The sequence below is a fragment of the Salinivibrio sp. MA607 genome, from assembly GCF_001996245.1.
Lineage (GTDB): Bacteria > Pseudomonadota > Gammaproteobacteria > Enterobacterales > Vibrionaceae > Salinivibrio > Salinivibrio costicola.
Map to the genome: position 1 here is coordinate 41,515 of NZ_MUFJ01000005.1, position 15,363 is coordinate 56,877.

At 48.7% G+C, this 15,363-nt stretch carries 16 protein-coding genes; 6 read left to right on the top strand and 10 right to left on the bottom strand.

The window, feature by feature from the left end:
* Positions 1-39 precede the first annotated feature (39 nt).
* From hutX to BZG81_RS03810, 4 genes are all read left to right on the top strand, one after another.
* Complete coding sequence (gene hutX / locus BZG81_RS03795) at positions 40-576, top strand: heme utilization cystosolic carrier protein HutX (RefSeq protein ID WP_077676777.1); 537 nt, start codon at positions 40-42, stop codon at positions 574-576.
* Between the two features lie 2 nt (positions 577-578).
* Positions 579-1,148, top strand: coding sequence for a heme utilization protein HutZ (gene hutZ, locus BZG81_RS03800; RefSeq protein WP_077461144.1), 570 nt, complete (start codon positions 579-581; stop codon positions 1,146-1,148).
* A 137-nt stretch (positions 1,149-1,285) separates the two neighbouring features.
* Complete coding sequence (locus BZG81_RS03805; RefSeq protein WP_077461145.1) at positions 1,286-1,756, top strand: DUF2947 domain-containing protein; 471 nt, start codon at positions 1,286-1,288, stop codon at positions 1,754-1,756.
* Between the two features lie 83 nt (positions 1,757-1,839).
* Positions 1,840-2,283, top strand: a complete 444-nt coding sequence (locus BZG81_RS03810; protein WP_021023734.1) for a hypothetical protein — start codon at positions 1,840-1,842, stop codon at positions 2,281-2,283.
* A gap of 47 nt (positions 2,284-2,330) precedes the next feature.
* Here BZG81_RS03810 and panP read toward each other — a convergent pair whose 3' ends face one another.
* From panP to ugpB, 7 genes are all read right to left on the bottom strand, one after another.
* The gene (panP, locus tag BZG81_RS03815) at positions 2,331-3,977 is read right to left on the bottom strand and encodes a pyridoxal-dependent aspartate 1-decarboxylase PanP (RefSeq protein WP_077676778.1); all 1,647 of its coding nucleotides are present in this window, start codon (positions 3,975-3,977) and stop codon (positions 2,331-2,333) included.
* Positions 3,978-4,197: 220 nt separating this feature from the next.
* Positions 4,198-4,719, bottom strand: a complete 522-nt coding sequence (locus tag BZG81_RS03820) for a hypothetical protein (RefSeq protein WP_077676779.1) — start codon at positions 4,717-4,719, stop codon at positions 4,198-4,200.
* A 233-nt stretch (positions 4,720-4,952) separates the two neighbouring features.
* Positions 4,953-5,750, bottom strand: a complete 798-nt coding sequence (locus BZG81_RS03825; protein ID WP_077676780.1) for an HAD family hydrolase — start codon at positions 5,748-5,750, stop codon at positions 4,953-4,955.
* Positions 5,751-5,782: 32 nt separating this feature from the next.
* On the bottom strand, positions 5,783-6,886 hold the full coding sequence (locus BZG81_RS03830; protein WP_077676781.1) for a sn-glycerol-3-phosphate import ATP-binding protein UgpC: 1,104 nt from the start codon (positions 6,884-6,886) through the stop codon (positions 5,783-5,785).
* Entirely contained in the window at positions 6,887-7,735 is an 849-nt protein-coding gene (ugpE, locus tag BZG81_RS03835; protein WP_077670077.1) for a sn-glycerol-3-phosphate ABC transporter permease UgpE, read from the bottom strand. It abuts the gene before it with no gap.
* Positions 7,735-8,616 (bottom strand): sn-glycerol-3-phosphate ABC transporter permease UgpA, encoded by an 882-nt coding sequence (ugpA, locus tag BZG81_RS03840; RefSeq protein WP_077646739.1) that lies wholly within the window; start codon positions 8,614-8,616, stop codon positions 7,735-7,737. The genes ugpE and ugpA overlap by 1 nt, the downstream gene beginning before the upstream one ends.
* A gap of 57 nt (positions 8,617-8,673) precedes the next feature.
* Complete coding sequence (gene ugpB / locus BZG81_RS03845) at positions 8,674-9,978, bottom strand: sn-glycerol-3-phosphate ABC transporter substrate-binding protein UgpB (protein WP_077576035.1); 1,305 nt, start codon at positions 9,976-9,978, stop codon at positions 8,674-8,676.
* 277 nt (positions 9,979-10,255) lie between these two features.
* On the opposite strand from ugpB, the gene BZG81_RS03850 reads away from it, so the two are divergent.
* Together BZG81_RS03850 and BZG81_RS03855 are read left to right on the top strand one after the other, a co-directional pair.
* Complete coding sequence (locus tag BZG81_RS03850) at positions 10,256-11,023, top strand: glycerophosphodiester phosphodiesterase family protein (protein WP_077676782.1); 768 nt, start codon at positions 10,256-10,258, stop codon at positions 11,021-11,023.
* A 47-nt stretch (positions 11,024-11,070) separates the two neighbouring features.
* Entirely contained in the window at positions 11,071-11,811 is a 741-nt protein-coding gene (locus BZG81_RS03855) for a DeoR/GlpR family DNA-binding transcription regulator (protein WP_077676815.1), read from the top strand.
* A gap of 28 nt (positions 11,812-11,839) precedes the next feature.
* On the opposite strand, the gene BZG81_RS03860 is transcribed toward BZG81_RS03855, so the two are convergent.
* Genes BZG81_RS03860 through BZG81_RS03870 form a run of 3 tightly spaced genes read right to left on the bottom strand, consistent with a single transcriptional unit; the run spans position 11,840 to position 15,262 of the window.
* Complete coding sequence (locus BZG81_RS03860; protein WP_077676783.1) at positions 11,840-13,105, bottom strand: ABC transporter substrate-binding protein; 1,266 nt, start codon at positions 13,103-13,105, stop codon at positions 11,840-11,842.
* Positions 13,105-14,553: an ATP-binding protein gene (locus BZG81_RS03865; RefSeq protein WP_077676784.1), complete on the bottom strand. Its 1,449-nt coding sequence runs from the start codon at positions 14,551-14,553 to the stop codon at positions 13,105-13,107. Before BZG81_RS03865 ends, BZG81_RS03860 begins: the two co-directional genes overlap by 1 nt.
* Positions 14,543-15,262, bottom strand: a complete 720-nt coding sequence (locus BZG81_RS03870; RefSeq protein ID WP_021023747.1) for a response regulator — start codon at positions 15,260-15,262, stop codon at positions 14,543-14,545. Before BZG81_RS03870 ends, BZG81_RS03865 begins: the two co-directional genes overlap by 11 nt.
* Between the last annotated feature and the right edge of the window lie 101 nt (positions 15,263-15,363).

The window sequence follows — 15,363 nt, forward strand, 5'->3', positions numbered from 1 at the left end:
ATAGAACCTATCACAATAAAAATAGGCTGGGAGTGATCAATGACAACCACTACGTTAACGGAGCAGGTCAGTGCGCTACTGACCGAGAATGCCTCGATGCTGCCTGCCGATATGGCAGCAACGCTAGGTGTGAGTGAGGGGGAAGTGGTACGCGCCATGCCCGCAGATTATCAAACTTGGGTCGAGGGGCAGCATGCTGAAACCGTGCTCATGCAGGTGGCCGGATGGGACGGGCCTGTGACGGCGATTGTGCATTCCGGCGGCTCGATCTTTGAAGTAAAAGCGCCGTTCCCCAAAGGAAAAATCGCTTACGGCTATTACAACTTAATGGGTAAGCCCGGTGAGATGCATGGCCACTTAAAATTAGAACGCATGGCGGGCATTGCTTTTGTCAGCAAACCCTTTCGCGGCAAGACAACCCATTACATCGGCTTTTTTACCGAACAAGGCGATTCGATTTTTAAGATCTATCTCGGGCGTGATGAAAAACGTCAGCTTCTCGACAATCAGATTGATGCCTTTAACCAACTAAAAACGCAGTTAGCGACCTCACAACAAACAGAATCGGAGCAATAACTATGGATCAAGCGACTAAACAACAACGGCTACAAAACCGCCTTGGCCCTGAAATTAAAGAATTTCGTGCAAACTGCCGGACATTACAGCTTGCAACATTGGATACAAAAGGCAAACCCAATGTTAGTTATGCCCCCTTTGCTCAGCGTGAAGATGGCTTTTATATCCTGATCAGTGAAATTGCCCGTCACGCACGCAACCTGCAAGAAAACCCAAACTTGTCATTGATGATGATCGAAGATGAAGGGAGCGCGAAACAGATTTTTGCTCGTCAACGTCTTAGTTTTGATGCACGAGCTGAAATGGTGGAACGTAACACCGCGACTTGGCAAGTTGGCATTGATGCATTGAAAGCGCGGTTTGGCGATATTATCGATAATTTGAGTGGGTTAGAAGACTTTCGCCTCTTCCGTCTGGCGCCAGAAAACGGCCTGTATGTGAAAGGATTTGGCCAAGCGTTTCAGGTTGGCAGTGACGACTTTGTTGATATGGTGCACCTTGATCAAGGCCACCGTAAAATCGGCGAAGACAATGACATTAAAACTACCGATGAGCTCGTCATTAACGGCTAATCGAGTTGATGAAGGGTGAGACGGCAATGTGTTTCGCATTGCCGTTTTCTCTTTATTATCGGTATTGGGCTTGGTAACAACCTCGCTGCAATTATGGTAAAGTAAACGCCATTACCAAGCCGATAACCACGAGCAGCATGAATTACATCCCATTATCTGACTACAAAAGAAAGTGGATTTTCACCCATCAATCTCTCCCTATCCCAGAGCAAGATCTTGCTGAGATTAAACCCATGACAGAGACGCGTGCGGCGCAGTTGTGGCAAGAATTTATCAGTAAAGATAGCCCGACACCGGATCATTTTGGTAAGCAAGATTGGCCCACCCATCAAAACGTTTGGACTCAACGGCTGGTCTGGCAACATGCGTGGGACAACGATGATGATCTGCCTGAAGACTTTGTGTCCAATTTTCCTTGGGAAGACAATATTACGGTCTACTTTTGTTACGACAAACATAATATCGTCGAAACTCGCTGGGGCGTGTTCAAGCAATACTGGAAAAACTTTCTATTCTATGATGACAAACCCATCTTGATTGGTCGTCGTCGCAAAGAGGTTGCGATGTTTGAGCAATCAGGTGAAGTAGTGATCGGTCAACGTGACTGACGTTCAAGTCATCAACGACGTGGCCGTTAATAGAAAGATAAACCGCATGTCCAATCCATAGCGTCATCGTATAGGGATCAGAGATGATAAAAATAATCGCTGCCGTGTGTTTGTCGGTCTTACTGGTTGGGTGCTCGTTACCTAATATGTCGGATCTGTGGCGCAATTACAGTACCATTGGCTTAAACGAAGCATTACGGGGAGCCGAGCAAGATCTGATTCATTGTCGCTATGATAATACGCTGGATACCGCGCAGCGATACACAGTGATTGGAACCGCGCGAGAAAAAGCGCGTGCGTTCGAATTAATGGGGATCGCGTATAGCGAGCAAGAAAACACTGCTGAATTTGATCATACCTTGCAACGCTTTTTATTTTCAGAGCCAGGGCGCGCAATGACAGCGCCACAGGTGCAAATACAATGGCAACAAGCCCAGCTAGACATTGAGCATCAGCGTGAGACGGCGCTAAGCCAGACGCACTGTTTGCAGTCAACCAATATCCCCAAAACAGGACCGCTCAAATAATTAGGCAGCCACTGAATGTGACTGCCTGCGCACGCCGCAATGTTTGGCTAGCTCTTTAGAATACTGTCTGCCAAGGTGATCAGTCGCGGATAAGCGAACTCACTTTCTTGCGCAATCGCAGCTTGTTCAACTAACACCTCGTGCAGAATTTCTTGTGTGGTAAGTGGGTTAGCAAGTACCACCCTAAACACTGTGGTCGTCCGCCGCTGCCACTGCTCTGGCGTGAGACGCGTCCGTGAGACGAACGTTTGACCTGATTCACGCTGGCGTTTTTGCACAAATTTAGTCAGATCATTGAGCAAGTTATGAATCAAATCGACTTGCTCTTCATTAGACACCGCAAGGGCCGCTTGCACACGAGCAGGAACAAACCGATAGGTCAATAAACAAAGCTCTGGCTCTGAGATCAGCTCAAAATCCGGGTGTTGGCTAATCATCTTGGCAAACACAGCTGCTTTATCGATACTTTGATCAATCAACAGCTCATAGCCACGGCGAGAAATAATATTCATACAGGCAAATACCAACATCGCCATACCGCTGCGAGAGCCTTCAAGCGTATGACTTCCGAGGTCTTTTGCCCCTTTACGGAGAATATACTCGGCGTGGTGCTCGATGGATGCGACCACGGAAGGATCTTTAAACAGCACCATACCGGCGCCCATAGGGACATACAGCTGTTTATGGGCGTCAATGGTCACCGAATCAGCACGCTCAATACCGGCCAGCTTATGGCGCTGGTTATTCGACATTAACGTGGCACCACCCCAGGCGGCATCCACGTGAAAATGAATGCCTTCTCGCTCAGCAATATCAGCTAACGCATTGAGTGGATCGATACTGCCGGTTTCTGTCGTGCCAGCGACACCCACGATGGCCACCGGTTTGATATTATCGCGATTCAGTTGCGTAATAGTGTCTTCGAGTGCATCTATGCAAATGCGATTTTGGTTATCTGCGGGCACGGAGATCAATTGGTCGCGGCCAATCCCTAGCACATCGGCGGCTTTTCCTAATGAATAGTGGCCCCGTTCAGACACTAAAATGGCCAAATCGCGATAACCATAGTGACGCATTGCACCAAACAAGCCTGCTTTGTTAATGCCAGGAAATTCACCATCAGGCTTAAGGACGTTATTTCTCGCCACCCATAGCGCGGTAATGTTGGCGACTGTTCCCCCCGAGCAGAATGCGCCCAGCGAGTGGTTGGCGCTGTGCATCCAGCTTTGATAAAAGGCATCATCTTGCTGATAAATCAGATTATGCAGCATGCCAAGCACTTGACGCTCGAGCGGAGTAAACGCTTTCGAGGTTTCGATCTTGACCGTATTCTGGTTAAGGCCAATCATGATTTTTGATAACGGCATTAAAAAATACGGCAGGGCAGAGGTCATGTGGCCAATAAATCGCGGCGAGGCGGTGTGAACGGACTGGGCCACCAATTTATCGAGTAAAAACTGCGTGTGATCCGACACGAAGGCAGGATCTTCAGGAATTGCGGGATTACTAAAATCACTTTCGATATCTGCCAGCGAACGCTCGGTAGCCGTAATGTGATTTTGTAAAAATCGATTAAGATTCTGCGAGATTTCTTGCTCAATTTGACTGAGCGTTGAGTCTGGCGCTTCGGGGACAGTGAAAATCCGGTGTAAGGTTTCGGGCGTCGCGTCCGCGGCTTTATTATGTATGGCCATGACGTTCTTCTTTTATCTGCTTAGCTGTTCAAACGGTGAAAACCCTGATCAAACAAAGGCTATGCACACGATCACTTGCTGAAAAATGGCCACAACATAGCAAAAAAATGCGCGGCAATCAGGCTTTTTTATCGTTTGATGACAGCAAAAGCCGCATAAGCAACGAATATGATGACGGTCAGAGCCGACAACTGCCGGCTCATTGTTGATTGATGCAGACTTACTGACATTGACGATCGTTAATGCTTACCATCTGATCGTTATATTGGTTCAATGGTTTGTCGATTTCTTTAGGGTGGCTGAGAAGGTCGGCGAGGGCACTACGTAACGCATAGTTACCTTCCATTGACTCTCCTTGACGAAAAGCAAACACGTCTTTCGCCAGTGACGACGGCGGCAGTGAGCTTTGCGACAGGGTTTTAACATCTTCTTGCGAGAGCATTAGCCATGATTCAACCGGCGCATCGAGATTGAGCTTGGCGCTGTCATTATTTAAATAATAGTCAAAGGCTTGTGCGTTCAGATTAAAGTGGTTGGTGCGGCCGCGTAAAAWCCAGTCGGCTACCTCATCCAAAGAGGCGTCTTTTTCAACGGTCATCTCCACTAATGCTTGATACCAGTTAATTGATGCATCAACGTAGTCATGGTATTTAGCTGAATAACAGTCTGCGTTTTCTACCGGTGCCGCGTGTGACATCATCGGCAACAAGGCTGCGACCAGTGCAAGGGCATAGCGTTTCATAGCATTTTCCTAATCGTTATCGTGTTTGCGCTTAATAATTATACGCACTAACCATGCGAGGTGCGCAAACAGTGAGGTTTGGGCATCATTATCATGATAAAACGCCCACATTGTAGAACGACCTACCGACAAAGTTAAATAACACATTGATATAAAAAGCCCTGTAGCAGAAAAGCTGTGAAGCTGCCCTCAGTTAGTCGTTGCCCTCAGTGACGAAAGTAAAAAAAATCGGCTTAGCGCACTAATGATAACCAGCAGGATGCAAATTCAGCGAAGCCCAGCCCGCCTGGTGCCTCTGTGATCCAGGTGGGTGGGGTATCGAGTGCAGCAAGGTGGGGGGCAATATTGGCGACCCCAACACTGAGCGGAAAGTAGGCAAACATGTCGTTATCGTTGCGTGAGTCACCAATAAAGGCAACCTGTTGAGGGGCGGCCTTTTCTGTGACACCGTAACGTAAAAGCCAATCCAGCGTCGCTTGTTGTTTATTATGGGTACCCAACCATGCGTTAATATGAATAGAGCTAGCCGTTGCTTTGGCACCATATGCGTGGAGTGCCTCAAGCAATGCATCGACTTCGGATTGTGGCGCACGTTGGGTATGCTGACCAATATCAATGGCCACTTCACAGTGGCGGTAGGCTTGATCGGCGCTGAGGGTACGATTTGGATACTGCTCGAGTAAGTGATCAATCCAATCGCGCAGCCCGGGTTGTGCTTGCTTGGCGGTGTAGCTGATTTTTGTCTGTCGTCGGCCATTTTCATGCCACATCACCACGCCACCATTTTCACCGATGACCGCATCGACAGGCCAAGCGTTAATGATGTGATCACACCAACCTGCACAGGCCCCTGTCACGGGTACTACACGGATCCCCGCGTCACGCAACTCGGTTAATGCCTTCAGTGTTTGCCACGGAAGTGCCCCTTGCCACGTCAAGGTGTCATCAACATCGGTAAACAGCCACTGAACATCGCGCCAGCGTTCGGCGTGTTGATGTATCGATGACAAAGGCAAACACTGAATTGGCATGACGCTATGCTCCTAAAGTATGTTCCTAAAGATTAAATCGCCACAACCCGCTCATCGCTAAGCGCTTTCACATCAAGCGTCAGCCGTTTACCGCTTTCAGCCGCAAAGACATGCAAATTGTGCGGGTCAATCGCTAACGGTAGTTGATCGCCCTCTATCACTTTACTATGGCCTTCTAAGCGCAAGGTGATCAGACTATCCGTGTCCGCGATGTGACCATAGACCAACAAATCGGCCCCTAACGCCTCCGTTAAGGTCACCGATAGCGTAAATTGCGCCTGGTCGTTAGGGACGATTTTTAAATGTTCAGGCCGTAGCCCAACACATACCGATGATGCGGTTGTGCCCTGGCAATAAGCCAGTGCGTGATGACCGATGGATAGGGTGTGGTTGTGGATTTGTCCGTCGACGATGTTCATCGCCGGAGAGCCAATAAAGGTGGCAACAAAGAGGCTGGCGGGCGCATCATAGACTTCCAGCGGTGTACCAATTTGCTCGACGTTGCCGCCATTTAACACCACTAACCGGTCGGCTAGCGTCATCGCCTCAACCTGATCGTGGGTAACATAGACCGCTGTCGTCTTGAGTTTTCGTTGCAGGCTTTTTATTTCTAAACGCATCTGAACACGTAGCTTAGCATCCAGGTTGGATAAGGGTTCATCAAACAAGAACACCTTGGGACGACGAACAATTGCACGGCCCATTGCCACGCGCTGACGTTGGCCACCAGACAGTTGATTGGGGCGTCTATCTAGCAAGTGAGCAAGCTCCAACATGGTCGCGACTTCGTTGACCAATGTTTCAATCTCCGCTTTTGGGGTGCCGCGGTTTCTCAATCCGTAAGCCATGTTATTAAACACACTCATGTGCGGGTAAAGCGCATAATTTTGAAACACCATCGCGATATCACGCTCACCCGGCTCCAGATCATTCACTCGCTTGTTGTCGATAATTAAGTCGCCATCCGAGATGGCCTCCAGGCCCGCAATCATGCGCAGTAATGTGGATTTACCACAGCCACTTGGGCCGACCAAGACAATCATCTCGCCATCTTGTACGGCCAAGTCGACACCATGAATAGCTTTGAACCCATTCGGATAGGTTTTTTGAAGTTGATCGAGGGTTACCGTTGCCATTTACTTCTCCGTCTCCACTAAGCCTTTAACAAATAGTTTTTGCATGCCCAAAACCACCAATACAGGCGGTAGCATTGCCATTAATGTGGTTGCCATTACGCGGTTCCATTCCACTTCACCGTCGCCAACAGACAACATGCGCTGAATACTCATCACGATGGTGTAATACTCGTCATCCGTGGTGATCAGAATGGGCCATAAATACTGGTTCCACCCATAGATAAAAGTGATCACAAACAGCGCGGCAATATTGGTGCGCGATAAGGGTAATAAAATATCTTTAAAAAATTTAAACGGACCTGCACCGTCCATGCGGGCGGCTTCCAGCATTTCCCCCGGCACGGTCATAAAGAACTGCCGGAATAAAAAGGTCGCGGTGGCGCTGGCGATCAGTGGAATCGTTAGGCCCGACATGGAATTCAACATATTGAGGTCGGCAATGACCTGGAATGTCGGCATAATTCGTACTTCAACAGGAAGCATTAAGGTCATAAAAATGATCCAAAATGCCAGCATGCGGCCAGGAAAACGGAAATAGACCACCGCATAGGCCGACAAAATTGAAATAGCCAGTTTGCCGATGGATATGCCCATCGCCATTAAAAATGAATTCCATAACATGCCTGCTACGGTGATATTTAACTCACGCGATGTCCCTTCGGTGAGTACTTCTGTAAACACAGATAAGCCTTTGTCACCAAACCATAATGGGGTGACACCACTCACAAACGCGCTGCTATCATGAGTGGCGGCGGTGAGCGCAAGCCACACGGGCAACGCAACAGAGGCCACACCCAGAATCAACACCAGATGCGAGAACACAGTAAGCCAAGGGCGACGTTCAACCATTAGTAGGCCACCTTCTTTTCAACATATTTAAACTGAATCACGGTTAATGCACCGACCAAGATCATCAGCACCACCGACTGGGCCGCGGATGAGCCCATATCGAGCCCAACAAAGCCATCGGCGTAAACTTTATAAACCAGCGTGGTTGTCGATTGACCTGGCCCGCCTTGGGTCATAGCGTGAATAACGCCGAACGTCTCGAAGAAGGCGTATACCAAGTTAACAACCAATAGAAAGAATGACGTGGGTGACAGCAGCGGAAAAATAATGGTCACAAACCGTTTCCCCGGTCCAGCCCCGTCAATCGCGGCCGCTTCAATCAATGATCGTGGGATCGACTGTAATCCTGCAAGAAAGAACAAAAAGTTATAGCTGATCTGCTTCCAGGTGGCGGCAATAATGACCATGGTCATGGCATCCCCAGAATGAATAAAGGGATTCCAATCGAGCCCAATGGCTTCAAGCGCATGGGCCAGTACACCCACGGTGGGGTTGAACATAAATAGCCAGAGCACCCCAGCGACAGCGGGAGCAACCGCATAAGGCCAAACCAATAAGGTTTTATAGCCCGTCGCGCCTTTGATCACACGATCGGCCATCACCGCGAGCACTAATGCCGAGAGAAGAGCAATAGCGGCGACTGAAAAACTAAAAAACAGCGTAGTGAAAAAGCTACTGTAATAGCTTGTATCACCAATGAGTGCGATAAAATTGTCAGCACCGACGAACTCGGTACTGAGCCCAAAGGGATCTTCAAGTAGCATCGACTGCCAGACCGCTTGTGCTGCTGGCCAAATAAAGAAAACAAACGTAATGAGCAGTTGCGGTGCGAGTAATAAAATGGGAAACGCACTGTGGTTAAATGTGGGTTTATTGGACATAGACTTTCTCAATAAAAAGAGCGGGCTCAGCGCACCGCTCCATAATACAAGGCGTAATTATTTGTTCGCTTTAGCAAACTTAGCGAGCAATCCGTTCGCACGTTCAACGGCCTCATCCAACGCTTCTTGCGCTGACTTATCACCCGACCAGACAGTTTCAAGCTCTTCGTTGATCACATCGCGAATTTGCACGAAGTTACCCAAACGAATACCTTTCGATGCAGGGGTGGGCTCCACTTCTGTCATCTGATTAATCGCGACATCTGTCCCCGGGTTCTTAGCGTAAAAGCCTTGCTTTTTACTTAGCTCATACGCACCGTGAGTGATCGGCAGATAGCCAGTAAATTGGTGCCAATCAGCTTGGATCTCTGGTTTTGACAAGAACGAGAAGAACTGAGCAACGCCCTTGTACTCTTCTGATTCATGACCTTGCAGAACCCAAAGCGTGGCGCCGCCAATAATCGTATTTCTTGGCTGCTCAACGGCTTTATCCCAGTAAGGCAGCTTGGCAACACCAAACTCAAAGTCTTTCACGCTCTCACGCACGCCCGCATAGGACGCTGAAGAGTTCATATACATGGCACACTCACCACTATAAAAAAGTGGTGCACTGTCAGAGCGACGGCCGCCATACTCAAAGATCCCAGCTTGTTGCCAGTCTGCCATTTTGGCGATGTGATCAACGAAAGGTGATTGGTTAATCAGCATCTCGTTATCCACACTGCTAAAGCCGTTATCATTAGTGGCAATCGGGGTATTATGACGTGCGCCGAGGTTTTCGATTTGTACCCAAGACTGCCAGCCGGTGGTGAAGCCACACTGGGTGCCATTGGCGAGAAGCTTTTCTGATACTTGCTCGACCTCTTCCCAAGTCTTAGGTGGTGTCACTCCCGCTTTGGCGAACAAATCTTTGTTGTAATAAAGCACCGGTGTTGAGCTGTTAAACGGCATAGACAACATGTTGCCATTTTCGTCTGAGTAGTAGCCGGTCACAGAAGAGAGATAATCAGACTGGTCGAACGGTACTTTGGCGTCTTGCATTAACTCATACACTGGGTAAATGGCGCCTTTTGCAGACATCATGGTCGCCGTGCCTACCTCAAACACTTGCACGATATGAGGTTGTTTGTTGGCGCGGAAGGCAGAGACCGCCCCCGTCATGGTTTCAGTATAGTTGCCCTTATAAACGGGCTTCACTGTGTAGTCGTCCTGACTGGCATTGAACTTCTCGGCCATTTCATTCACTTTTTCACCGAGATTTCCGCCCATTGCGTGCCACCATTCAATTTCGGTTGCAGCGTTGGCGGAAAACGAGGCCAACAACAAGGCCGAAGAAAGCGCGGTTAAGCGTTGGGTTTTCATGCGTCACTCCTTTTGAGGATGGGGTAATGTTCATCTGGCAACTTAATGAACAAAAATGAACATAATATGAACCTCACCGAAAAGGGAGATGACAATTGTATGACTTTTGACCGCGATCTCGTTGTCTGTGAAAAAAATGTTAATTAAAGCGTGTTCTGTGAATGAAAAGCATGAAATAAAAGGTAATAGTGGTGTAACAAATCTGTCACCTTTAACGGGGAGAAATGAAGTCCTGGTTGGCTTACAATAGATTTATTTAAGATAAAGAGATGTTCATATGAAAATCGAGCCCGAAAAGTCAGTTTTATCATCTACTCCGGTATCACCTCAGAAATTATGTGGTCACCGGGGTGTCGCCGCTCAAGCGCCTGAAAATACTTTAGCGTCGATCGCCCGCGTGCGTGAACTCGGCTTAAGTTGGGTGGAAGTGGATGTGCAATTAACCCAAGACGGCATTCCTGTAGTCTTTCATGATCAAACGTTATCCCGGTGCACGAATGGGAAAGGGGCGTTGAAAGACACCGCCTTAGTCGATTTACAGCAATTGGATGCGGGAAGCCACTTTTCAGCTGACTTTGCTCAACAACGAGTGCCGACATTAGCGGCCGTATTGGCACAAGTTCATCACGATGAGCTGCACCTTAACCTTGAGATAAAAACCTATGCCGATACCGATATTGCTGCATTATGCGACGCGGTATTTGATTGTTTATCGACAAGCCCTGTGAATGAGCGGCAGGTCTTAATCTCGTCTTTCTCTTTGGATGCGTTGCGGTATTGTCGCGATCAAAAACCGAGCCTCGCCCGGGCGATCTTATGGGAAACCATCCCTGACAATTGGCATGAGTTTCGCGATTTAGCCACACTTAGCATTCACTGCAACTATCGCCACCTCACCCAAGAGAAAGCAAAATCCGTTAAAGATTCAGGTTTAGCATTGAAGTGTTACACCCCTAATGATCCGCACGCCGTGGCACCTTTATGGGAGTGGGGAGTGGACATGATGATCACCGACGCCCCTGAGCGTTATTTATCGATAAGTTGATATCGACAAATTGAAAAAATAAGGAGGGAGTGTTGGTGACTAACGATTTGGGATTAAACTGGCGACAGCGAGATATTCTCAGCCAATTAGCCGATGTCGAACATTTAGAAACTGACCACTTGGCCGCGCATTTTTCCGTGACTACGCAGACTATCCGTCGCGATATTAATCAGCTTTGTGCATTGGGGCTCGCCCGTCGTCATCATGGTGGGATCAATATGCCCTCCGCACAGGCAAACAGTGACTATCAGCGCCGGCTTGAACGCCATCGTGGGATTAAAACTGGGATTGCGCAGGCTGTCGCCGAGCGTATTCCTGACGGGGCCACCGTGATGTTAGGCATTGGCACGACCGTCTCGGCGATTGCCGAACAGTTACTCACCCGACGTGATCTTCGGGTGATAACCAACAACGTACAAATCGCCCACATTCTCGGCGCTAATTCTGACCTGGAAATTTGGCTGGCCGGCGGAAAGTTACGGGCCAACGATCAAGATATGGTGGGCCATTCGGTGATTCAGTTTTTATCCCGCTTTCAAGCCGATATTGCCATTATTGGTTGTGCGGCGGTGAGTGAAGAAGGGTGGGCCTGCGAGTTTTCCCCGGATGAAGCCGATGTCAGTGACACCATGTTGGAAGCCGCCACCGCGCGTTGGCTGGTGGCTGATGGTTCAAAATGGCAGCGCAGTGCGCCGGTGAAAGTGAAAACGCTCAAGCAATTTGACTATGTGTTCACCGATCATACTGAGCTTGCCAGTGACATAGCCTTTGTTCCTTGTGCGTTTTAATCATGGCGAGTTAGACCGCAAGGTGTGATCATGCTTGCGCCGATAAGATCGCCCGATAGAGTGCTTCTGCGGCCTCACGCGGGGTTTGCTTCGGGTCGTAGAAAAACTCGTCAATCACATCAAAAATGGCACTTTGCACATAGCGTGTGGTCGACAGTCCATGTGACATACTCGGGCTTAAGGTGCCGTGTTCTTGCGCATAAAGAAACGCATCGCGCGATGCGTGGGCGCAATGATCATCCTCAGGCAATGGCACATCAAATCGGATCGGCAAAGAGCCTTTATAACGATTAAAATCGCGTTGAAATTGCGGTGTCAATAAATACGACGCTATATCCGCCTGGCTTTGCCGCTCGTTTTCATTGTTGGGTTTAAAAAACACAAAGCTGTCGACGTTATAGCTAAACGCGTGTTTAGTGCCAGGGACGGCAACACAGGTAAACGCCTTGCCTTCTTGCTGATTAGCTGCGAAAAATTCACCTTTCGCCCAATCTCCCATTACTTGCATGCCTGCCTGATTATTAATCAGCAGCTGCGTGGTATCGCTCCAGTTTCGGCCTTGACCCTTGTCATCGACATATTTGCGCATTTTGGCGAGTAAACGGAACGCTTCAATGACGCCGTCACTCAGTAATGCGTTGCGTTCGAAATTAAGAAACGCCCGCTGATAAAGTTGTGGTCCCATGACGGACAGGGCCAAGCTGTCAAACAGCGTCGCCACTTGCCAGGGCTCTCCGCCTAGGGCAAGGGGAACATAGCCTGCCTGTTTAAGTTTATCTGCCGCAGTAAAAAAGCTATCAAAGTCGGTCGGGATATCAGCATCCGCGGCCTCAAACGCACGTAAGTTAATCCATAGCCAATTTACTCGGTGGATATTAATGGGCGCGGCGACGTAATTGCCTTGATACTGCATCACATCTCTAAGTGGCGCAGGGATCTTGGCTTCCCACTGCTCGGCATTAGCAATATTATTAAGATTACGCAAAAAACCGAGTCTCGCCCACTCCGTGATCTCTGGGCCTTTGATTTGTGCGGCCAAAGGTGGATTGCCACTAATCGCACGAATTCTCAGTGTATTCATCGCACTGATCCCAGCGCGACCTCCTACCGCAAAATCTTGCCATTGATAGCCTTGTCGCTCCATGCCCTGACGTAATACCGAGGCGGCTTTGGCCTCTCCGGCTGAGGTCCACCAGTGAAGCACTTCAACCTTGCTTGCAGCGGCGCTAACGCTGTAGGCTAACAAACTGTACGCAAGCAGCGCACCCGATAAAAATCGTGTTGTTCGACGCATTATTCTTCTACCCGCGGGAAACTGATATCAACTTGTAATCCACCCTCACGATGATTACTGAGCACCATATCACCACCATGGGCATGAATGATATCTCTGGCGATCCCAAGGCCTAAGCCCGAGCCGTCACTGTCATCATGCAAGCGCACATAGGGATCGAACACTGACGTGAGTGCTTCTTCTGGAATACCAGGGCCTTCATCGATCAAGGTGATATCTAAGGTGTGCGTCGCGTCCATAACATAAATGGTTACTTTTTCGCCATACTTAACCCCGTTATCAATTAAATTGGATAAGCAACGTTTAAACGCGAGCGGTTTACAGGTAAATGGCGGCACGGCATCGCTTTCAATTTGCACCCGCATTCTGGTTTGGTTGTGGGGTTCAACAATCATCGCTAAAAAGTCGATCACATCAATCGCGGCCATATTCTCGTGAATATCGGTATCACGCACGGTTTGAACCGCGCCTTTCACCATCATTTCAAGATCGTCCAAGTCTTTATTTAATTTTGCCGTTTGTACCTCATCGTCGATCAGTTCCGCGCGCAGGCGTAACCGCGTAATAGGGGTTTTTAAATCATGCGACATCGAGCGAAAAAGGGTTTCCCGCTCGCGTAGATGGCGTTGTAAGCGTCGTTGCATCCGGTTGAAGGCTCGGGTCACAATCGCAATTTCAGCCGCGCCTTCTTCTTTAAGCGGGGGTTGCTCAATGTCAGTACTGAATAAATTAGCGGCCTTTGCTAATCGCTTTAGCGGTCGAGCTTGTTGACGAATTAAGATGTAGGTAAAAAATAGCAGCAAAGCGGTAATGACCACGATAAAGACCACTTGATCGGCGGTGATCAGCGTATCATCGAGGGTCACATAAGGCGCAGGAAGTAGGGCAGCGATATAAACCCATTCACCGGTTTTAAGCTCCATTTGCACCACCAGAATAGGTGGATTGAGTGGCTCTAAGCTTAAGGTGTGATGTGCCCAAGACTTGGGTAAATCTTGCAATAAAATATCGTTATTCAGCACCCGCAATGTTTCAGGGCGAGAAAAATCAACCTCGATGGTGTTTAACCCCGGCAGTTGTTGATGAAGAATGCCTGATACGGTATCGATAGCAACCTGTTTGGCTTGCGTGTCTTCGATCGGCGTGATGTGAATTTTTTCTTTATTGAATGAAACAAAAAACCGCGTGCCACCCATATTACGCAACTGATTCAATGCGACATGACGATACGCCACGGGTAAAGACTGAAAAAAGGTGGTGGTTGATGCAAACATGTTGGCTAAACTCGCCGATGCGGATTCTAATCCCTCTAGCTGGGTTCGCTTCGACTGAGTATACCAGATTGATGTCGCAATCCCTTGTGCCAACACCACCGATAGTAGCGTTAACAGCAGTGTTCTGGAAAGCAGAGAGCGTGGGATCAGTTTTTCGAGCCATTCATGATTCATACTGGATCTCGGCAACAAACATATAACCTGCACCACGTACCGTTTTAATTAGGTTCGCTTTACTGGTATCGCGTAAGCGTTGACGCAGACGGCTGACTTGAACATCAATACCACGCTCTTGCGCTTGGGCATCTCGCCCGCGTGTTGCCTGACTAATGGCGTTACGATCCAGTAGCTGGTGCGGGTGGTCGATAAAGAGCATGAGCAGTGCGTAGTCAGAGGCAGACAGCTCGATTTCCATCCCAGTGACAACATGATGCAGCTGCTGCGTAGCTGGCTCAAGACGCCACTGACCAAAGCGGATTGCTTTTGGGCGTGACAAGGTTGTTTCTTGTAACTGTTGAGTACGGCGCAGTAACGCGCGAATACGTGCAATCAGTTGGCGAGGGCTAAAGGGTTTTGCAATGTAATCATCCGCGCCCAACTCAAGTCCGACAATTTGATCCGTCTCGTCCGACACCGCCGTGAGCATAATGATGGGGACACCCGAGTCTTTGCGGATACGTTTACATAAGGTAAAGCCGTCATCACCCGGAAGCATGACGTCTAAAAGAATTAAGTCGGGATACTGCACGGCCAGCTTAGATTGCATCTCATGACCATTTTGCGCGGTGACTACGTCATAACCGGCTTTCGCCAGATAAGCCTGAAGAAGTTCACGAATTTCAACATCGTCATCCACCACCAAGATGCGTTTGGCTGAAGCCATAGTGCTTTTGTCCTCGTTGCTATTTTGATCGGTCCATTATCGGTGCTTTGTGGCTAAGATGCTAGAAACAACCCCGCAGTTTGTGTAATTAATCAGCGACT